This is a genomic window from Curtobacterium sp. RM9 (assembly GCF_054956955.1).
On sequence record NZ_CM143271.1, the window covers coordinates 2,041,709 to 2,060,769 of the forward strand.

The window sequence follows — 19,061 nt, forward strand, 5'->3', positions numbered from 1 at the left end:
CGTTCGTGCTCGTGCAGACCGTCCGTCGAACCAAGAAAGCGACGTCGGACCAGGCCGAGAGCCTGGTTCGACGTCGCTTCCGTGGCGCGTCGCGCCGCGTCAGTACAGCGCGTTCGCGAGGCGGCGGCGCGCCGCCACGACCCGCGGGTCCTCGCTGCCGATCAGTTCGAAGTACTCGACGAGTCGGACGCGGATCGCGTCACGGTCCTCGCCGAACACGGTCGGCACGAGGTCGAGCAGCCGACCGAACGCGTCCTCGACGTGTCCACCGGAGACGTCGAGGTCGGCCACGGCGAGCTGCGCCTCGACGTCGGACGGCCCCGCTGCCGCGGCTGCCCGGACCTCGTCCGCCGTCCGGCCCTGCAGCCGGTCGAGGAGCGACACCTGCGCGAGCCCGGCGACCGCCATCTGGTCGTGCGGGTCCTGCGCGATGGCGGTCTTGTACTCCTGGATCGCCGTCGCGTAGTCGCCCTGCTCGATGGCGTCGTAGGCGGCCTGGTGGTGCGGCGGCAGGGGCTCCGATTCCGGTTCGCCCTGCGGCTCGCTCGGCGCGGCACCGTCGACGGTGACCCGGCCGGAGACGCCGTTCTGCTCCGCGGCCGCGAGGACCTGCTCGAAGACGTCGCGCACCTGCGCCTCGGGCAGCGCGCCGACGAAGAGCCCGAGGGGGCGCCCGCCGATCAGCGCGGCCACGGTCGGGATCGACTGCGCCTGGAACGCCTGGACGAGCTGGGGGTTCGTGTCGGCGTCGACCTTGGCGAGCAGCACGCGGCCGTCGTACTCGGCGGTGAGCTGCTCGAGGATCGGCGAGAGCTGCTTGCACGGCCCGCACCACTCGGCCCAGATGTCCACGATCACGGGGACGACGGTCGAGAGCTGCAGGACGTCCTGGAAGGTCTGGTCGGTGACGTCGAGGACGAGCGACGGGACGGACAGGTCACCATCGGTCTCGGAGCCGACGACGTCGGCACCGGGGCCCGGGGTCCCGGATCCGGGTCCGGCACCCGGAGCGGGCGGCTGCGGCCGCTGCGCGCGGTCGACGAGGGACGACAGGTCGACGGCTCCGCGGAGACCGGACGGTGTCGGGGGGACGTTGGTCATTGCACCTCACTCGCTGCGGTCAGGCCCTGCGTGAACCCGAGCAGGACCACCTTCTCATCACTGCCCACCGGGGGCACGGAGAAGAGCAGCTGCACGCTGTAGGTCGCGCTGATGCCCTTCTTGCTGGAGTCGACGCCGGACAGCGCCTTCACGGCGCCCTCGGTGTTCACCTCGGCACCGGCCGCGGTCGGCGTGACCTTCTCGATCTCGTCGAGGTCGGCGGAGACCAGCGCACCGGCTCCGTCCGTCGCGATCGCGACGGCGCCGTCCTCGGGCACCTCGGACGAGTACTCGATCTTCGCGGTGTCCGGCAGCCCGCTCGACTTCTTGTCCTTGTAGGACTTGCCGATCGTGGACCGCAGACCGTCGCCGTCCGCCTGGAACAGGTCGGCGTACTCGCTGTCGTCGTCCTTCGACAGGATGTCGCCGTACGCGGCGGCGATCTGGTCGGGCTGGATCGTCAGGAGCTTCGAGTTCGGGGCGAGCAGCGCGGCACCGATCGACGTCGGAGCGAGGCTCGGGATCGTCGCGGCGGCCTCGAGCGACACGTCGTAGGCCACCTTGTAGTCGTCACGAGCGGAGTCCTGCACGAGCGTGAGGGCCTGCGGAGCCGACTTCGCCTCGCAGTCCTCGGCGACCACCGCGAACACCGTGCGTGGCCACGAGTCGGTCTGCTGCGGCAGCGCCACGCACACCTGCTCGGACGAGATCGCCGGCGGGGCGTCGACGTCCGAGTCCTTGCCACGGATCGTGTAGTTGGCCTTGCGGAGCTGGAGCGCCGCACCGGTGAACCGCTCGGCGGCGGTCTTCGCGTCGCGCTTCTCGTCGGCCTGCTTCGCGACCTCGGCCACGCGGTCGACGATCCGCGCGATCTGCTGCTTGGTCGCCGCCGTCGGCTCGTCGGACTCAGCCGCCCCGGTGGCCGACGCGCTGGGGGTCGGCGTCGCCGCGGCACCGCCGCCCTGGGGCCAGTACTCCGAGGAGCACCCGGCGAGGACCAGCGTCCCGACCAGCACGACCGGGAGTGCGACGAACGCCCGGCGTCCGCGACGACCGCGGCTCGGCACCTGGGCGCCGGCGGCAGCGGCACGACGGGACGCCCGCACGCGCGGCGGTCGGGAACCCCCGCTGCGTCGACGCGGACCGCGCCCGCGACGCTGGTGCACGAACGCCCAGACGAGCAGGGCGACGCCGCCGACGAGGAAGAGCCCGCCCGCGACGAGCAGCGGTCCCACCGACGGGGTCGCCGTGTCGCGCGGCCAGGTCACGGAGACGTCGGACGGTGCCGCGGACTTGCCGTCGCCGACCACGATCATCGAGACGTCATCGGGCAGCCGCACGGTGAACTGCCCGGCGCCGTCGTACTCCTGGTACCAGAGGTCGCTGCCGGCGGGGTCGGGCACCGAGGTCTCGGAGCCGGTGGTGCGCCCGACGAGTCGGTCCTGCTCGGCGTCGAAACGCAGCGTGGTGTGCTTCGCGTCCCCGACCCAGGCGTCCACGTCGCTCGTCTTGCCGTAGGCGGCGAACACCTTGCCGGAGCCGGAGACGTTGATGCGCTGGTACCCGGGGTTCGCGTTGAGTGTCGAACCGGGGATGACCGTCACGGGCGCGGAGCTCGTCGAGGGGGCGGACGCCACCAGCGAGGACGGTGGCGCGAACACGGTGCGCTGTCCGACCGCGAGCGCCACGAGCAGCAGGCCGATGACGAAACTGACGATCGCCAGGACGAATCGCACGGATCTTCTCCCTACCGCGCCGGGGGTGGGGGTCGGCGCGCGAATGCAGCGCCCCAGGATAGCGAGGGAGCCTGGACGGCGCATCCCCGTCCGTCCGACGCGGTCACCACCACCGGCCGTCCACGGCCCCGTCGACCGCTCAGCCCGACGTCCGGACCCGCCGCTAGGATCGTGCCCGGGCCGGACCGGGCCCTCCGCCGAACACCAGGAGCGACACAGTGGCGAACGACGAGGCCGAGTTCGGGACCGAGCTGCGCGGGTACCGCCGCGACGACGTGGACCGCGCGCTGAACGACCTCCGCCGCGAACTCATCAAGTCGAACAACGACCGCGCGGACGCCGCGAAGGAGATCCGTCTCCTGCAGGGCCGCGTCTCGGAACTGCAGGGCGAGCTCGACGAGGCCGGCACCCCCACGTACAGCGGACTCGGCACCCGCCTCGAGTCCACCCTCCGCGTCGCCGAGGAGCAGTCGACGCGCCTGATCAGCCAGGCGGACATCGACGCCCAGCGCCTGCGTGCCTCCAGTCGCGCCGAGGCCGAGCGCACCCTGCGTGAAGCACGCGACGAGGCACGCGACACGCTCGAGGACGCCCGGACCCGCTCCACCGACGAGCTCACCCGTGCCCGGGCCGAGTCGGCCGACACCATCGAGCGCGCCCGCGCCGAGGCCGGCCTGCTCACCCAGGACGCCCGCAACGAAGCCGCGGCGATCCGCGGGGCCGCCGTCACCGAGGCCGCCGAGGTCCGGTCGATCGCGATCCGCGAGACGAACGCGCTCCGCGCCCGGGCCGACCACGAGGTCGCCGAGATGCGCGAGGTCGCCCAGCGCGAGTCCGCCGACGCCCGTGCGGCCGCCGCCGACCTGCAGCGCGAGACCGAGCACCGCCGCAGCGTGTTCGAGGCCGAGCACGCTCGACGCGTCGAGGACCTCGACCGAGACGAGACGACCCGTCGCGCCGCCCTCGAGCGCGAGATCGCCGAAGGGCGCGCCGCCTGGCACCGCGAGCGGGACGACCAGCGCCGCGAGCACGAACTCGCGCTCGAGACCGGCCGCGCCGACCTGGCGTCCGAAGTGGACCGCCGTCGTGCCGAACTCGACGCCGAGCTCACCGACCGCCGCCGCGTCCTCGACGAGGAGCTCGCCGCCGCCCGGGCCGGGTGGGAACGGGAACTCGCGAGCGTCCGCACCGCGCTCGACCAGGAGATCGAGGCCGCGCGCGCCCAGCTCCGCGTCGACGAGGAGCAGACGCGTGCCGAGAACGCGAGGCTCGTGCAGGAGACCGCCGACCGGGTCGCCCGTGAACTCGAGGAGCACCGGGCGCGCATCGAGCGCGAGCGCGACGAGGCCGATGCCGCCCACGAGCGGGCCGTCCGCGAGCACGAGGACGAGCTGGCCGCGCGCCGCGAGCGCGAGCACGCCGAGGTCGACACCGAGATCGCCGACCGTCGCGTCGCCGAGCTCGGCACGCTCGAGGCCGAGCGCACCACCCTCCGCGAGGAGATCGAGACCGCCCGCGCTGACCTCGCCCGCGAGCAGGACGCCGTGCGTACCGAGATCGTCCGCGAGCGAGAGGAGGCCCTCGCCGCCCTCGAATCAGAGCTGACCGCGCGCCGCGACGACGCCGAGCAGGACTACCTGCAGAAGCACCACGAGACCGTCACCGAGACACAGAAGTACCTCGACGAGGCGAACCTGCAGCTCGCCGAGGCGACACGCCGCGCGACCGAGGCCCGCGAACGTGCCGAGCGGCTCCAGCAGGAGGCCGACGACCTCGAGCGCACGAGCACGTCCCAGGCGCAGGAGCACGCGCGCACCATCGTCGCCGACGCCCAGGACCGGGTCCACCGCATGGTCGCCGAGGCCGAGGAGCGCACCGCAGGCGTCATCGCCGAGTCGGAGGACCGGCTCGCGGCGATCCGGACCGAGCGTGACGCCGTCGCCGGCTACCTCGAGAACCTGCGGGGGGTGCTGACGCACGCCACCGGCCTGCTCGGCACCGACCCCTCGCACGCACCCCGCGATGCGGACGTGGTCGAGGCGGAGTCCGTCACCGACGGCGAGGAGCCGGACCGAGGCTGACCGGCGACCGGTCTGGAGGCGCGTGGCGCGCCTCCAGGTCGGCCCGCGTCAGTCGGCGACGTGCGTCGGCAGCGGCGCCGAGCCCGGGACCACCAGGTCCGCGACGGCGTCGAGCACGGTGCGGACGTACCGCTCCCCCACCCACAGGTGCTTCGCACCCGCGACCGGGACGACCCGGACGGCCGGTGCGATCGCGAACCGACGCGCCGCCTCGTCCGGCTGCAGGAAGTCGTCGTGCTCGGGCACGAGCGCGACGACGGGGATCCCCACGTCCGCCCACCGTGCGAGCTCGTCGTCGGACGTGCGGTGCAGGGGCGGCGAGAGCAGGACGACGCCCGCGACGGTGCCGGCCTCGACGTGCTCGATCGCGTGCTTGAGGATCACCTCGGTGCCGAACGACCACCCGACCAGCCACGGCGTCGGCAGCCCGCGGTGCACGACCTCGGCCACTGCGGCGCGCAGGTCGAAGCCCTCGGAGACCCCATCGCCGAAGACCCCCTCGGACGTCCCGCGCGGGGAGCTCACGGACCGGAAGTTGAACCGCAGGACGGCGATGTCCGCCAGGGCGGGAAGACGCGCCGCCGCCTTCTTGAGGACGTGCGAGTCCATGAAGCCGTGCGCCGTGGGCAGCGGGTGGAGCGTGACGACGGTGCCGCGGGCCTGCCGGTCGACCGGCTCGGCGAGCTCCCCGACGAGCGTCAGGTGGTCGTCGGTGACGAGTTCGACGTCGGTGCGTCGGGCTGGCAGCTCGGTGTTCGATCGGATCTCGGTGCTCACGCGATGCTCCAGCAGTGGTTGTGCCAGTGACGGCGCGACGCCAGGTCGGCCTCGTCACCGAGGACGCCGTCGGTCCGCCAGACCACCACGTGCGCGATGCCCGGCATCACCGTCCCGCCGCAGCCCGGGCAGACGTACTCCTTCTGCGCGGAGGCGGCGGAGATCGGCTGCACGAGGTACTCACGGCCGCGACGCACCTCGGTGCGCTTCCACGAGCTCATCAGCCGGTCGAGGCCGGTCTCCTGGTCGACGGGCTCGACGTCACGACCGCGTGGGCGCCGCGGCCGGTTGCTGCGCGGCACGCGGGGCCCCGATCAGTACCAGTTGACGGACTGGCTGTGACCCCAGGCGGCGCACGGGGTGCCGTAGACGCCCGAGATGTAGTTCAGACCCCAGGTGATCTGCGTCGCCGGGTTGGTCTGCCAGTCCGCACCAGCGGTGGCCATCTTGCTGCCGGGGAGCGCCTGCGGGATGCCGTAGGCACCGCTCGGGTTGTAGGCGTTCACGCGCCAGCCCGACTCCTTGTTCCAGAGCGAGACGAGGCAGTTGTACTGGTCGCTCCCCCACCCGCGGGCGCTCACCAGCTGCTGCGCGATCGCCTGGGCGCTGCCCGGGTCGGGTGCAGCGGCGACGGCGGCGAGGGTGTTGGTCGGCGTCACCGTGGCGGTCGCGGAGTCCGCGGTCGCGGCGGTGTCGTCCGTCGGGGTCACGACCGGCTTGGGCTTCGGCTTGGGCTTCGGCAGCGTCACGCCGTACTCGTCACGGGAGACGTCGAACGCGGCGTAGGTGCCGTGCGCCGTGTACTGCTGCGGCGCGACCGGGGCCTTGACGAGCACCGGAGCGGTGACCGCGGCCTGCGCGACGTCGGGCTGCATCGGGTTGAACAACGAACCGCCCACGAACCCGAACACGGCGAAGAACGAGAGCGCGGGGATCGTCGCACGCTTGCGCATGAAGGAGTTGACGCTGTTGACCGGCCGGGGCTTCGCAGCCGCGGTGGCGCGCCCACGGCGGCGCTGCACGATGCGCGGGTCCGCCGGGGTGGCGGGCACGGCCGCTGCCTGCGCGAACTCGGCGTCCGAGACGCGGTTCGCGGCGACGGACTTCGGCGCGATCGCGGGCGCCTCGTGCGGTGCGACGTCGGACGGGAGCGCGTCGACGGCGCTGCTGTCGGGGACCGTCGCGACGGGAGCGGTGCGCGTCGTGACCGGACCGGTCGCGATCGCTGCCGTCACGGTCGCGGGGTTCGCGTGGAGGACCGAGTTCGCCGCCGTGCGGGTTCGGTTCAGTGCCGCGCGGCGCTCACCGCCGGCCGAGAGGCCGGGGTTGTCGCGGGTGTCGCGGTCGGAGCTGATGTCTGCCGTGTGCCTGCCCATGAGTCCGATCAGGATAACGGAACGATCACGGGATGAGAAGCACCCCCACCTCCGCGTGTCCGCGGCGGGTCGTCAACGGACCGCGAGCATGACCTCGACGACGGCGTCGAGCAGCGCGTCGACCTGCCCTTCGCGGTAGCCACCGTGCTTCGGGCGGAAGACGACGGAGCGCACCTCGGTGAGGCTGAGCGCCTTGCCCTCGCGGAAGTAGCCGCTCAACCGCTGGGCGAAGGCGTCGACGTCCTTCGGGTGGTAGCCGGTGCCGAGGACGCTCGTCCGGCTGAAGCGCTGCCCGTCCGGCCGCTCCAGACGTGCGACCACGTCGGAGGCCTTCTCGCGTGCCTCGGCGTACCAGGCCTTCTTCCCCGTCTCCGCGATCTCCCGCTCACGCTCGCGCGCGGCGAAGGCGTCCTCGAGCCGCTCGAGCGCCGCGTCGACGTGCGTCGTCGAGTAGCCGCCCTTCCGCATCGAGAAGGCCGTGGCGCGGATCTTCGCGGCCTCGAGGCCCGGAGCGGTGTCGTTCGCCGTGTACGCACGTCGGGCGTCCTCGAGGAAGCGCTCGACCTCGTCGACGTCGTAACCCAGGGCGGAGCGGTCTGCGTTCGGGAAGGTGGTGGCCACGGCGACATTCTGCCAGCACAGGACCCGGGCGTGACCTGGACGCGCGGTCGTGCGGTCCCGCCGGACTCCCGAGCCGGACGATCAGTGCACGACGACCAGGAACATCACGTACGCGACGGCCGACGACGGCAGGATGCTGTCGATGCGGTCGAGCAGACCGCCGTGCCCGGGCAGGAACGACGAGATGTCCTTGATGCCGAGGTCGCGCTTGATCATCGACTCGGTCAGGTCACCGAGGGTCGCCGAACCGGAGATGAGCACCCCCAGGACGACACCCGTCCACCACGGCAGACCGAGCATCAGCCAGGACACGATGATGCCGACGATGATGCTCGCCGCGACGGACCCGGCGAAGCCCTCCCACGTCTTCTTCGGACTGATCCGCGGTGCCATCGGGTGCTTGCCGAGGTTGAGCCCCGTGGCGTACGCCCCGGTGTCCACCGCGACCACCACGAGGATGAACGCGATCACCCACAGCTCGCCGCGTTCCTGCGCGGACAGGAGCACCACGCAGGCGCCGAGCAGCGAGATGTACGCCTGCACGAACAGGCCGTTCGTCAGGTCGCGGACCACGTGCCCCGCCGGTGGCTTCTCCCGCGACAGGGCGACCTCGACCAGCCGCCACACCGAGATGAGGACGATGCCGCCGAGCAGCGTGAACAGCGCGACTACCTGTCCGCCGAGGTACGCGGCCGGCACGACGCCGACCGCGACGGCGACGCTGGGGATCCGCGGGACGTCACGTCCGGCGAACCGCATCGCGCTCGAGAGCTCGTAGACGCCGACGCCGAGCAGGAACGCCGCCACCACCATGAACGACGGCTTCCAGATGAGCAGCGTGCCGAGCATCACCACCGCGAACGCCAACGCGATCGCGATGGCCGCCGGGAGGTTCCGGCCGGTCCGTGCCGTCAGCGCCTCGTTGCGCGCACCGAACTCCGCCTTGCGCTGCCGGAGCTGCGCCTCGAAGTCGGTGCGCGCAGCGCGGGCGCGCGCATCGAAGTCCTGCCGGAGGCCCTTCTTGGCGGAGGGTCGCGGTGCTGTGGGGCGGTCGTCGCCCTGGTCTGGGAGCCGCATCAGACCTCGAGGAGTTCGGCTTCCTTCTTCTTCAGCGCGTCGTCGATCTGGTCGACGTGCTTCTTCGTCAGGGCCTCGAGGTCCTTGTCGCCCCGCGAGATCTCGTCGTCCGAGATCTCACCCTTCAGCGCGTCGAGGTCGTCCTTGGCGCGGCGGCGGATGTTGCGGATGACGACCTTGTGGTCCTCGCCCTTGCTGCGGACGAGCTTCACGAACTCCTTGCGGCGGTCCTGCGTGAGCTCGGGGATCGTCACGCGGACGATCTCGCCGTCGTTCGACGGGCTCGCTCCGAGGTTGGGGAACGTCGCGATGGCGCGCTCGATCTCCTTCAGGGCCGACTTGTCGTACGGCGTGACGACGAGCGTGCGCGCCTCGGGCGTCTGCATGGACGCCAGCTGCGCGAGCGGCGTCGGCGTGCCGTAGTAGTCGACCGGGATCTTCTGGAAGAGCGCGGGGTTGATGCGTCCGGTGCGGACGGTCGCGAAGTCGTCCTTGGCGACGTCGACGGCCTTCGCCATCTTCTCGGTGGCTTCGGTCAGGACATCACTGATCACGGTGGTTCTCCTTCGGTACTGGCGTCGAGTCTAGCGAGCGGCGGGGGTCAGTTGCTGACCACCGTGCCGATGCGCTCGCCCCGGATGGCCGCGGCGACGTTCCCGTCGCCCTCCATCCCGAACACGTGCATCGGCATGCCGTTGTCCATGCAGAGCGAGAACGCGGTGGCGTCGACGACCTTGAGGCCCTTGAGCAGCGCGTCCTGGTAGGTCACGTGGTGCAGCTTCTCCGCGCTGGCGTCCTTCTTCGGGTCGGCCGTGTAGACGCCGTCGACACCGTTCTTCGCGACGAGGACCTCGTGCGCGTCGATCTCGAGGGCGCGCTGCGCGGCGACGGTGTCGGTCGAGAAGTAGGGCAGCCCGGCACCGGCGCCGAAGATGACGATGCGGCCCTTCTCGAGGTGCCGCTCGGCCCGCCGCGGGATGTACGGCTCGGCGACCTGGGTCATGTTGATGGCCGACTGCACCCGCGTCGCGGCCCCGGCCTGCTCGAGGAAGTCCTGCAGCGCGAGGGCGTTCATCACGGTGCCGAGCATGCCCATGTAGTCCGCTCGACCCCGGTCCATGCCGCGCTGCGAGAGCTCGGCGCCGCGGAAGAAGTTGCCGCCCCCGACGACGATGGCGACCTCCACGTCCTGCGCGGCGACCGCGATGTCCTTCGCGATCGCGCTGATGACGTCCGGGTTCACGCCGAGGGACCCGGCCCCGAACGCCTCCCCCGACAGCTTCAGCAGGACCCGGCGGCGTCCGGTCTTCTCGTTCGTCATCTGTCGCACCCTTCGTCGAATGTCCTCGTGGGAATGTACTCGCGGCCCGTCCGGCGCGCGAAAACGGGGCCCGGAACCGATGTGGTTCCGAGCCCCGTCACGGGTTCGTTACGCGCCGACCTTGACGCGGGCGAAGCCCTGGATCGTGATGCCGGCGTTCTCGGCGGCCTTCGCGACGGACAGCTTGTTGTCCTTCGCGTAGTCCTGCTCGAGGAGCGCGACCTGCTTACGGTAGGCGTTGAGGCGACCCTCGACGATCTTCGGGAGGGCGGCCTCGGGCTTGCCCTCCTCGCGCGTGATCGCCTCGACGGTCGCGCGCTCCTTCTCGATGGCCTCGGCCGGGATCTCGTCACGGGTGAGGTACGTCGGGTTGGCGAACGCGACGTGCTGCGCGATCGAGCGCGCCTCGGCGGCGTCGGAGCCCGAGTAGGCGATGACGACGGCGATCTGCGGCGGCAGGTCCTGGCTCGTCTTGTGGAGGTAGACCTCGAAGGCGTCGCCCTCGACACGGACGACCGTGCGGAGCGCGAGCTTCTCGCCGAGCGCAGCAGCGGCCTCGTCGATCGCCTCGGCGACCGTCTTGCCCTCGAGCGGCGCGGCGTTGCCCGACGCGACGTCGGCGGCACCGGCGGCAGCGACCGCGGCGACGACCTTGTCCGCGAGGGTCGTGAACTTCTCGTTCTTCGCGACGAAGTCGGTCTCGCTCGCGAGCTCGACGACGGTGGCGGCGCCACCCTCGGTCGACGCGACGACGACGCCCTCGGAGGTCGCACGGTCGTCGCGCTTGGCGACGGCCTTCGCGCCCTTGATGCGGAGGAGCTCGACGGCCTTGTCGTAGTCGCCGTCGGCCTCGACGAGGGCGTTCTTGGCGTCCATCATGCCGGCCCCGAGGTCCTCACGGAGCTTCTTCACGTCAGCAAGGCTGTAGTTGGCCATTGACTGGAGTCCTTTCTGGACTGAGGTTGTGGAGAGAGGAGGAAGGGGCGCCGAGCCGACCGGCCCGACGCCCCGACCGGTCACTCGGCGGGGGTGGTCTCCGCTGCGGCCTCGGCCTCGGCCGTCGGCTCGGCGTTCTTGTCGGCGTCGGCGATCGGCTCGCCGATCTCCTTCGCGGCGACCTGCGCGTCGGCGTCGTTCTCCTCGACCGTCGCGCCCTCGCCCTGCGTCTGGCCGGCGAGGAGCTCCTGCTCCCACTCGGCGAGCGGCTCGGCCTCGGCCTCGTCGCCACCGTTGTGGCGGGTCTTCAGGCCCTCGGCCGCGGCGTCGGCGACGATGCGGGTGAGCAGACCGACGGAGCGGATCGCGTCGTCGTTGCCCGGGATCGGGTAGGTGATCTCGTCCGGGTCGCAGTTGGTGTCGAGGATGCCGATGATCGGGATCCCGAGCTTCTGCGCCTCGTCGACCGCGAGGTGCTCCTTCTTGGTGTCGACGATCCAGAGCGCGCTCGGGGTCCGCGTGAGGTTGCGGATTCCACCGAGGGTCTTGTGGAGCTTGTCCAGCTCGCGCTTCTTGATGAGGAGCTCCTTCTTGGTGAAGCCCTTCGTCGTGTCGTCGAAGTCGATCTCCTCGAGCTCCTTCATGCGCGCGAGGCGCTTGGAGACCGTCTGGAAGTTCGTGAGCAGACCGCCGAGCCAACGCTGGTTGACGTACGGCTGGCCGACGCGGGTCGCCTGCTCGGCGATGGAGCCCTGCGCCTGCTTCTTGGTGCCCACGAAGAGGATCGTGCCACCGTGCGCGACCGTCTCCTTGACGAAGTCGTACGCACGGTCGATGAAGGCCAGCGACTGCTGCAGGTCGATGATGTGGATGCCCGAGCGCTCGGCGAGGATGAAGCGCTTCACCTTCGGGTTCCACCGACGGGTCTGGTGTCCGAAGTGGACGCCGCTGTCGAGCAGCTGGCGGATGGTGACGACGGCCATGCCGTCCCTCCTTGTTCTCGGCGCGCGGCTCTCTGGCCGCGTGCACGGTTGCGGTTGTGTCGGTCACGACCGGAGGTCGTGGCCCCTGGCGCCCTGTCCGCACGGCCGCCCGCTCGTGAGAGCGGGACCGATGGCCACGGGACGCGAGTGGACGCGCGAAGTCAGCGCGCGAGAGCGCGCTGCGGTCGCAATGGTAGCAGGTCGCGGACGCACAGGAGGCGCGGTGCGGGTCGGACCCGCACCGCGCCTCCCGGCTGGTGGTGACGCTGCGTCAGGACTTGGCGTTGACCGTCTCGCCCTCGGCGGTGATGCCCATCTCCTCGAGGGAGCGGCCCTTCGTCTCCGGGATCTTCGCGATGACGAAGAACAGGGACAGCAGGGCGAACAGCGCGTAGATGCCGTAGGTGACCGTCAGGTTGAAGCCGGACAGGACCGGGAAGGTGATCGTGACGACGAAGTTCGCGATCCAGTTCGCCGCGGAACCGACGCCCAACGCGGTCGCACGGATGCGGTTCGGGAACATCTCGCCGAGCAGCACCCACATGAGCGGGCCCCACGTGGCGCCGAAGGACACGACGAACAGGTTCGCGAAGACCAGCGCGATGACGCCCCAGGCACCGGGCAGCTGCGGCTGGCCGTTCACGATGGACGCCTGCGAGAACGCGATCGCGACCATGGTGAGCGAGACGAACATGCCCGACGAGCCCGCCACGAGCAGCGGCTTCCGGCCGAGCTTGTCGACCGTGAAGATCGCGATGAAGGTCACCGCGACGTTGACGATCGACGTGATCGTCGAGATGAGGAACGACTGCTCCTCCTTGAACCCGACCGCCTGCCAGAGCGTCGTCGAGTAGTAGAAGATCACGTTGATGCCGACGAACTGCTGCAGCACGGCGAGGATGATGCCGACCCAGACGATGGGCTGCAGGCCGAAGCGGTTGCCCCGGATGGAGCCCTTCTTCTCGTTCGCTTCCTTCTTGATGCCGTCCTGGATCTCCTCCAGGCTCGTGTTAACGGTGTCACGCGGCACGATCTTGCCCATCACGTCGCGGGCGTCGTCGGTGCGGCCCTTCGACAGCAGGAACCGCGGCGACTCCGGCAGCGTGATGGCCAGGACGCCGTAGACCACCGACGGGACCACGCCGACGAGGAACATCCAGCGCCAGGCTGCGAGCCCGAGGACCTGCTCCGAGGCGCCGCCGGCGGTCACCGCGAAGAGCTGGTCGGAGAGCAGCGCGGCGAAGATGCCGAGTGTGATGGCGAGCTGCTGGAACGAGGCCAGCCGGCCGCGGATCGCCTTCGGGGAGACCTCGGAGATGTACGCCGGCGCGATGACCGACGCGGTACCGATGCCGAGACCGCCGACGAGACGCCAGATGACCAGGTCCCAGGTGGCGAACGCGAAGGCGCTGCCGATCGAGCTGACGAAGAACAGCACGGCTGCCCAGAACATCACGCGGGTCCGACCCCAGCGGTCGGCGAGGCGACCGGCGAAGTAGGCGCCGAACGCGCAGCCGATGAGCGCGGAGGCGACCGCGAAGCCGCTGGCGGCCTCGGACAGGCCGAACTCGCCCTTGATCGCGTCGACGGCTCCGTTGATGACGGAGGAGTCGAATCCGAAGAGGAAGCCGCCGACTGCCGCCGCGATGGCGAACAGGGTGACCTTCCCCTTGAACGCACGGTCCTCGCCGTGCTGGGTGGACGTGTTCGACACGGTGCTCCAGGTTCTTGCCGCCGTGCTGGGTGGCGCACGGTGCCCCGGCGGTCGGCTGGTTCGCCGTCCGAGCGGCGTTGCGTGTTCCGGAGCGGCCCCGATGGTACTCGCTGGTCGCGCGTGGGGCACATCGGGGAGATCCACGTCGCCGTGCCGCTGCGGCAGCGCCGCCGGTTGGTCGTCCCTGCACCGTGCTCAGCGGACCCCGGTTCTCCACCGGGGTCGCTGTCCGGCATCGGGCCCGATCGGTGCGCGAGAGGCTCGAGACATGCGCTGCTTCGTCCTCGTCCTCGTGCTCGCCGGCGCGTTCCTGCCGGGCGTGCCGCTCGCCGGTGCGCCGGGCCCGGCGGCAGTGTCCGGCTCGACCGGCTCGACCGGCTCGACCGGCTCGACCGGCTCGACCGGCTCGACCGGCTCGACCGGCTCGACCGGAGCGTCCGGCTCGACGGCGGCGTCCGGGTGGACGGCAGCGTCTGGCTCGACAGCGCAGGCCACGCCGTGGGTCTGGCCGACCGGGTCCCGCGTCGTCAGCCGCCCCTGGGAGGCCCCGGAGCACGACCACGGCCGAGGGCACCGTGGCATCGACGTCGCGGCGTCGATCGGGGCCCAGGTCGTGGCCGTCGACGACGGCACCGTGGACTTCGCCGGCCAGGTCGCCGGGCGCGGCGTGGTGACGATCGACCACGGCGACGGGCTCGTCAGCACGCTCGACTCCGTCGTCCCGCTCGTGGCCGCCGGCACGGTCGTCGAGCAGGGCGACCCGGTCGGGACGGTCGCGGTGGGCCACTGCCCCGCGTCCTCGCCCTGCCTGCACGTCGGTGCGCGGCAGGACGATCGGTACGTCGACCCCCTGCCGTTCCTACCGCCGGCGGCGTGGCCGGTGCTGCTCCCCGAGGACGCCTGGACGGGGTGAGTGGACTCCGGGCGGAGCGCGCCGGGTCAGGCCCGCGGGTGTGCCGTCCGGTAGACCTCCCGCAACCGCGCCGAGGACACGTGCGTGTAGATCTGGGTCGTCCCGAGGCTCGCGTGCCCGAGCAACTCCTGCACCGCGCGCAGGTCGGCCCCGCCGTCGAGCAGGTGCGTCGCGGCCGTGTGTCGGAAGGTGTGCGGCCCGCTCGGTCCCTCACCCGGCAACTCGCGCAGCACGCGGGCAACGATCCGGTACACGCTGCGCACGCCGAGTCGTGCGCCCCGGTCGCCGAGGAACAGCGCATGGTTCGCGCGGTCGCGGTCCGCGCGGTCGCGGTTGCCCGGCGAGGCGCCTCCCGCATCGAGCGCCGACGTGGTGCTGCTCGCGGCGAGCGCCGACGCGGTGAGCGCCGACGCGGTGCCCCTCGCGGCGAGCGCCGGCCGACCGCGCTCGAGCCACGCCTCGAGCGCGTCCCGTGCCGGCACCCCGAACGGCACGACCCGCTCACGACCGCCCTTGCCGAGCACCCGCACGGTGAGCCGGCCGCGGTCGACGTCGGACTCGTCGATGCCGACGAGCTCGCTGACGCGGATGGCCGCCGCGTAGAGGAGTTCCACGACGGCGAGGTCGCGGAGTGCCCCGGGATCGTCGGTGCTCGCGCGGGCCGCGAGGCCGTCGAGGATCTCGCGCACCTGGTCCGAGGAGACCACCCGCGGCAGGTGCGCCGCGCCCTTCGGCGCCCGGAGCCGTGCGCCGGGGTCGTGGTCGAGCACCCCGTTCTCGCTCGCCCACCGTGTGAACGCCCGGACCGAGGAGGACCGCCGGGCGATCGTGGAGCGTGCGAGACCGCGGTGGTCGGCGTCCCAGAGCCAGTCCCGCAGCAGGTCCAGTCCGAGCGCTTGCACACGGATGAGGCCACGTGTCTCGGCGAAGGCGACCAGTTGCTCGAGGTCGCTCGCGTACGCGCGCACGGTCTGCGCGCTGAGGCCCCGATCGTGCGCCACGTGGCCGAGGAACACCGCCACCACCGCCACCAGCCGGTCGTCCGTCCGATCCGTCACGGGTCCAGCGTAGATCGGGCGGGCCGGCACCATCCGTCCGCCACCGAGTCTGCCGCTCCCGCGAGTTGCGCCAGCGCGAGCGCGTCCACGGTGTCGTCGATCGACAGACCGCTCCGCCGGGCGATCTCGCCGACCGGCCTCGGCCGACGGTCGAGCGCGTCGACGGCTCGCCGCACGTGCGGATCCGACGCCGTGTCGAGCGCGGTCCGCGACACCCGTGCGGTCGGGTCGGCGAGCGGGTCGGCCCCCTGCGTGAGCACGGCGGCCACCGGGTCGTGCGGCGTCACCACGATCTGCGCTCCCCCGTCGGCGATCAGCCGGTGACACCCGACGGACGCCGCCGATGCGAAGGCCCCGGGCACGGCGAACACCGGTCGCCCGAGCTGCAGTGCGTGGTGTGCGGTGTTGAGCGCCCCGGACCGCGCCGCCGCCTCGACGACGACGGTGGCTCCGGCGAGCGCCGCGATGAGCCGGTTCCGCGCGAGGAAGCGCCATCGCGTCGGCCGTGTCCCGGGCGGCGACTCGGCGAGCAGTCGTCCGCGACGGCTGACGTTGCGGAGCAGTTCGTGGTGACCGGCCGGGTACAGCTGGTCGACGCCGCCGGCGAGCACCGCCGTCGTCGGGGTGCCGGCGGCGATCGCGACCCGGTGTGCGACCGCGTCGATGCCGTACGCGCCCCCGGACACGATCTCGAGTCCGGCGTCAGCTGCGCCGGACGCGATCTCCGCCGTCGCCTCCGCTCCCGCGACCGTGTTCGCCCGGCACCCCACGACGGCGAGGGCACCGCGGGTCTCGTCCTTGACGACCGACTCGCGGCGGTCCGACCGCGACCAGAGGACCATCGGCCGGTGCGGACCGAGGTCGTCGAGGCCGCTCGGCCACTCGTCGTCCTCGGGCACGAGTGCCCGCGCGCCGACGGCCCGCGCGGCGGCGATCGCTCCGGCGGGGTCGAGGCCGCTCAGCCGCGGGCGCCACCGTTCGAGCGCCGTGCCGAGCTCGACGTGTACCCGCTCCTCGTCACCGGCGAAGGAGACGCCGGCGTCGAGGAGCCCGGTGAGCATGCCGGCCCCGCTCTGCCCTGCTCGGCGGACCAGGTCGAGCGCAGCCGCGGGCCCGCAGGCTGCCACGAGCTCTCCGGCGACGGCGTCCCCCGGCTCGGCCAGGATGCTCCAGGCGACCCGGGCCGCCCGGGCATCGCGCGCGCCGGGGTCGCCGTTGTCGGCCGCCCTGCCGGTCACAGTGCGCTCCGGAGCGCCAGCGCACGACCGACCTCGTGCGCGCCCGGGCGGTCGACGTCGCCGAGGTCCGCCATGGTCCATGCCAGGCGCATCACGCGGTCCCACCCACGCATCGTCAGCGTCCCGAGGTCGAGCGCCCGGTCGAGCGGGTCGGTGGCCCCGCGTTCGGCACGGCCCTCCGAGCGGAGCCACGGGCCGGCCACCTCGGCGTTCGCCGCCCACCCGGTCCCCCGCAGCCGCTCGTGCATGCGCCGGCGCGCGGCGCGCACGCGTCCGGCCGCCTCGGACGTCGTCGGTGCCGTGCCGTCCGCCGCCCGCAGCGACCCGACCGTCACGCGGGGTACGGCGACACGGATGTCGATCCGGTCGAGCAGCGGCCCGGACAGCCGGCCGAAGTACTGGCGGACGGCGTTCGGCGGGCAGCTGCACGCCGGCCCGCCCCGCGTGCCCGCCCAGCCGCAGGGACAGGGGTTCGCAGCGAGGACGATCTGGCAGTGTGCCGGGAACTCGGCGCTGCCGCCGCTGCGGTGGATCGTGATGCGCCCGGACTCCAGCGGTTGCCGGAGGGCGTCGAGGACGGCGCGGGGGAACTCCGTCGCCTCGACAACGGATCACAAAATACAATCCGTCTGTCGGAAGGACATCTGATGGCTGGCACCGCCGCGATCTACGCGCGCATCTCGAAGGATAAGGAAGGCCGCCAACACGGCGTTGACCGTCAGGAAGCGCTGTGCCGTGAGCTCGCGCAGCGTCTTGGGCTCGCCGTCGGAGCCGTCTTCGTCGACAACGACATCTCTGCTTCTACGAACTCGACGAAGCCCCGTCCCCAGTATGAGGACATGCTGCGTCGAGCCCGTCATGGCGAGTTCTCGACGCTCCTCTCTTACTCGAACAGCCGGCTGACCCGGCGGCCGAGGGAGTACATCGACCTGATCGACCTCTCTACGAAGCTCGGCGTAATCATCCGCACTGTGGCATCAGCCGATGTGGATCTGAGCCGCGCCGAAGGCCGAGCGCTCGGGATCACGGTTGCCGCATGGGACGCAGCGGAAGCCGAACGCGCTTCCGAGAGAGTGCGAGCCGCAGTAACTCAGCGAGCAGCCTCCGGCAGATGGCACGGAGGGACCGTCCCGTACGGCTTCACGATCGAGAACGGACAGCCCGTTCCGAACCCGGCTGAAGTCACTGTGATCGAGGAGGCGGCACGACGGCTGCTCAGCGGCGACACCCTCTACTCGCTCGTGCAGGAGTGGAACGAGAGCAGCAGGACAACTCGAACCGGCAAGCATTGGCGGCAGACCAACCTCCGATCGATCCTGACCAACCGATCACTTCTCGGGGAGACCAAGACAGGTGTTCAAGGATGGGAGCCAATCCTTGACCGACGGACCTTCGACCGTCTTGGACGGTTGTTCGGCCAGCAATCGAGGAAGATCACGCACTCCCCCGGCGTCAAAGGCGGAAAGTACGCGATGGGCGGCGGCGTTACGGTCTGCGGCAGGTGCGGACACCGCCTCATCACCACCTCTCACCACGGCAAGATCGGGCTTCGCTGCTCGAAGCAGGTCAACGGCCCGACCGCCTGCGGACGCCTGACGGTTCCACATGACGCGCTTGAGTCTTACGTACTTGACCTTGTTACGCGCTCCCTAGCCGAGAGCCCGCGGTGGCAGCAGCGCAGGTCGGAGCCAAACCCTTTCGCTGAGGACTCGGTTGACCGCCTCAGCGAGCAGAAGGCCGACCTTGACGAGCAGCGGAAGCGTGCCAACGACGCGTTCGTTCGGGGGCTGATGGACGATCGCGAACATCGGGAGCACGTCTCTCGCATCCAAGCGGAAGTGGATCAGGTCGAACGACAGCTTGGTGAGGCGCTCGGAACCACTCACCTGGTCAATGCGCTCGCCGACGGACTCGACTGGCGCGCCTGGACGTCCATGAAACGGCGGAACTTCCTCCGGCTAGCGATCCAGCGTGTCGAGGTCGATCCGTGGCCGACCGGTGTCGTCGTGACGCTCAACCGTCGGCGCGGCGAGACCGACCAGCAACTAGACCAGCGTCGAGCCGAGCACACTCATGCCGTGCTGACACGCCGCGTGCGCATCGTCACGTAGGGTCGTCGGCGGTCGACG

Annotated in this window: 18 protein-coding genes and 1 pseudogene; 3 read left to right on the forward strand and 16 right to left on the reverse strand. The window is 71.5% G+C overall.

What is annotated here, in order from left to right; translation table 11 throughout:
- Positions 1-99 precede the first annotated feature (99 nt).
- A complete protein-coding gene (locus tag ACY3FI_RS09635) occupies positions 100-1,101 on the reverse strand; it encodes a tetratricopeptide repeat protein (protein WP_462547309.1) in 1,002 nt (333 codons plus the stop codon).
- Positions 1,098-2,837, reverse strand: coding sequence for a DUF8094 domain-containing protein (locus tag ACY3FI_RS09640; protein ID WP_462547311.1), 1,740 nt, complete (start codon positions 2,835-2,837; stop codon positions 1,098-1,100). The genes ACY3FI_RS09635 and ACY3FI_RS09640 overlap by 4 nt, the downstream gene beginning before the upstream one ends.
- A gap of 218 nt (positions 2,838-3,055) precedes the next feature.
- Here ACY3FI_RS09640 and ACY3FI_RS09645 point away from each other — a divergent pair, with 218 nt between their 5' ends.
- Positions 3,056-4,918, forward strand: a complete 1,863-nt coding sequence (locus ACY3FI_RS09645) for a coiled-coil domain-containing protein (protein WP_462547312.1) — start codon at positions 3,056-3,058, stop codon at positions 4,916-4,918.
- 48 nt (positions 4,919-4,966) lie between these two features.
- Here the strand turns inward: ACY3FI_RS09645 and ACY3FI_RS09650 are convergent, their stop codons facing one another.
- The 10 genes from ACY3FI_RS09650 to ACY3FI_RS09695 all read right to left on the reverse strand — a co-directional run bounded on the left by ACY3FI_RS09650 (position 4,967) and on the right by ACY3FI_RS09695 (position 13,723).
- The gene (locus ACY3FI_RS09650; protein ID WP_462547313.1) at positions 4,967-5,695 is read right to left on the reverse strand and encodes an alpha/beta hydrolase; all 729 of its coding nucleotides are present in this window, start codon (positions 5,693-5,695) and stop codon (positions 4,967-4,969) included.
- Positions 5,692-5,997: an Rv1322 family protein gene (locus ACY3FI_RS09655; protein WP_462547314.1), complete on the reverse strand. Its 306-nt coding sequence runs from the start codon at positions 5,995-5,997 to the stop codon at positions 5,692-5,694. The genes ACY3FI_RS09650 and ACY3FI_RS09655 overlap by 4 nt, the downstream gene beginning before the upstream one ends.
- A 12-nt stretch (positions 5,998-6,009) precedes the next feature.
- Complete coding sequence (locus tag ACY3FI_RS09660; RefSeq protein ID WP_462547315.1) at positions 6,010-7,071, reverse strand: aggregation-promoting factor C-terminal-like domain-containing protein; 1,062 nt, start codon at positions 7,069-7,071, stop codon at positions 6,010-6,012.
- A 72-nt stretch (positions 7,072-7,143) separates the two neighbouring features.
- A complete protein-coding gene (locus ACY3FI_RS09665) occupies positions 7,144-7,692 on the reverse strand; it encodes a DivIVA domain-containing protein (RefSeq protein ID WP_462547316.1) in 549 nt (182 codons plus the stop codon).
- A gap of 81 nt (positions 7,693-7,773) precedes the next feature.
- Complete coding sequence (locus ACY3FI_RS09670) at positions 7,774-8,769, reverse strand: phosphatidate cytidylyltransferase (RefSeq protein WP_462547317.1); 996 nt, start codon at positions 8,767-8,769, stop codon at positions 7,774-7,776.
- Positions 8,769-9,323, reverse strand: coding sequence for a ribosome recycling factor (gene frr / locus ACY3FI_RS09675; RefSeq protein WP_462547318.1), 555 nt, complete (start codon positions 9,321-9,323; stop codon positions 8,769-8,771). Before frr ends, ACY3FI_RS09670 begins: the two co-directional genes overlap by 1 nt.
- Before the next feature lie 47 nt (positions 9,324-9,370).
- Positions 9,371-10,090: a UMP kinase gene (pyrH, locus tag ACY3FI_RS09680; protein WP_462547319.1), complete on the reverse strand. Its 720-nt coding sequence runs from the start codon at positions 10,088-10,090 to the stop codon at positions 9,371-9,373.
- 108 nt (positions 10,091-10,198) lie between these two features.
- Complete coding sequence (gene tsf / locus ACY3FI_RS09685) at positions 10,199-11,026, reverse strand: translation elongation factor Ts (RefSeq protein ID WP_462547320.1); 828 nt, start codon at positions 11,024-11,026, stop codon at positions 10,199-10,201.
- Positions 11,027-11,106: 80 nt separating this feature from the next.
- Positions 11,107-12,009, reverse strand: coding sequence for a 30S ribosomal protein S2 (rpsB, locus tag ACY3FI_RS09690; RefSeq protein ID WP_462547321.1), 903 nt, complete (start codon positions 12,007-12,009; stop codon positions 11,107-11,109).
- Positions 12,010-12,280: 271 nt separating this feature from the next.
- Entirely contained in the window at positions 12,281-13,723 is a 1,443-nt protein-coding gene (locus ACY3FI_RS09695) for a sugar porter family MFS transporter (RefSeq protein WP_462547322.1), read from the reverse strand.
- A gap of 268 nt (positions 13,724-13,991) precedes the next feature.
- Here ACY3FI_RS09695 and ACY3FI_RS09700 point away from each other — a divergent pair, with 268 nt between their 5' ends.
- Positions 13,992-14,636, forward strand: a complete 645-nt coding sequence (locus tag ACY3FI_RS09700) for a murein hydrolase activator EnvC family protein (protein WP_462547323.1) — start codon at positions 13,992-13,994, stop codon at positions 14,634-14,636.
- 26 nt (positions 14,637-14,662) lie between these two features.
- Here ACY3FI_RS09700 and ACY3FI_RS09705 read toward each other — a convergent pair whose 3' ends face one another.
- The 4 genes and pseudogenes from ACY3FI_RS09705 to ACY3FI_RS09720 all read right to left on the reverse strand — a co-directional run.
- Complete coding sequence (locus tag ACY3FI_RS09705) at positions 14,663-15,694, reverse strand: tyrosine recombinase XerC (RefSeq protein ID WP_462547324.1); 1,032 nt, start codon at positions 15,692-15,694, stop codon at positions 14,663-14,665.
- Positions 15,691-16,932, reverse strand: a complete 1,242-nt coding sequence (dprA, locus tag ACY3FI_RS09710; protein WP_462547325.1) for a DNA-processing protein DprA — start codon at positions 16,930-16,932, stop codon at positions 15,691-15,693. Before dprA ends, ACY3FI_RS09705 begins: the two co-directional genes overlap by 4 nt.
- Positions 16,929-17,267, reverse strand: a complete 339-nt coding sequence (locus ACY3FI_RS09715; RefSeq protein ID WP_462547326.1) for a magnesium chelatase subunit ChlI family protein — start codon at positions 17,265-17,267, stop codon at positions 16,929-16,931. Before ACY3FI_RS09715 ends, dprA begins: the two co-directional genes overlap by 4 nt.
- 51 nt (positions 17,268-17,318) lie before the next feature.
- A pseudogene (locus ACY3FI_RS09720) lies at positions 17,319-17,486 on the reverse strand (ATP-binding protein); the annotation flags it as partial.
- Here ACY3FI_RS09720 and ACY3FI_RS09725 point away from each other — a divergent pair.
- Complete coding sequence (locus ACY3FI_RS09725; protein ID WP_462547327.1) at positions 17,427-19,043, forward strand: recombinase family protein; 1,617 nt, start codon at positions 17,427-17,429, stop codon at positions 19,041-19,043. The pseudogene ACY3FI_RS09720 and the gene ACY3FI_RS09725 overlap by 60 nt on opposite strands.
- The last annotated feature ends 18 nt before the right edge of the window (positions 19,044-19,061 follow it).

Coding starts and splice junctions, on each gene's coding strand:
- ACY3FI_RS09635 (WP_462547309.1), bottom strand. CDS start 1,101: ATGACCAACGTCCCCCCGACACCGTCCGGTCTCCGCGGAGCCGTCGAC.
- ACY3FI_RS09660 (WP_462547315.1), bottom strand. CDS start 7,071: ATGGGCAGGCACACGGCAGACATCAGCTCCGACCGCGACACCCGCGAC.
- ACY3FI_RS09670 (WP_462547317.1), bottom strand. CDS start 8,769: ATGCGGCTCCCAGACCAGGGCGACGACCGCCCCACAGCACCGCGACCC.
- pyrH (WP_462547319.1), bottom strand. CDS start 10,090: ATGACGAACGAGAAGACCGGACGCCGCCGGGTCCTGCTGAAGCTGTCG.
- tsf (WP_462547320.1), bottom strand. CDS start 11,026: ATGGCCAACTACAGCCTTGCTGACGTGAAGAAGCTCCGTGAGGACCTC.
- rpsB (WP_462547321.1), bottom strand. CDS start 12,009: ATGGCCGTCGTCACCATCCGCCAGCTGCTCGACAGCGGCGTCCACTTC.
- ACY3FI_RS09700 (WP_462547323.1), top strand. CDS start 13,992: ATGCGCTGCTTCGTCCTCGTCCTCGTGCTCGCCGGCGCGTTCCTGCCG.